Raw genomic sequence first — 204 nt, forward strand, 5'->3', positions numbered from 1 at the left:
TTTGGAGCGGGAAACGAGACTCGAACTCGCGACCCCGACCTTGGCAAGGTCGTGCTCTACCAACTGAGCTATTCCCGCTTGGGTGTGTCTACTGCGACTACTTTCAAATTTTGGAGCGGGAAACGAGACTCGAACTCGCGACCCCGACCTTGGCAAGGTCGTGCTCTACCAACTGAGCTATTCCCGCTTGGGTGTGTCTACTGC

2 tRNA genes are annotated in these 204 nt (G+C 55.9%); both read right to left on the minus strand.

Annotation, left to right across the window (positions count from 1 at the left end):
- Positions 1–2 precede the first annotated feature (2 nt).
- Positions 3–78, minus strand: a tRNA-Gly gene (locus tag ACLGE8_RS22740).
- A gap of 33 nt (positions 79–111) precedes the next feature.
- Positions 112–187 (minus strand) — tRNA-Gly (locus ACLGE8_RS22745).
- Positions 188–204: the final 17 nt, after the last annotated feature.

The organism is Kluyvera sp. 142486, from assembly GCF_046569695.1.
Classification (GTDB): domain Bacteria; phylum Pseudomonadota; class Gammaproteobacteria; order Enterobacterales; family Enterobacteriaceae; genus Kluyvera.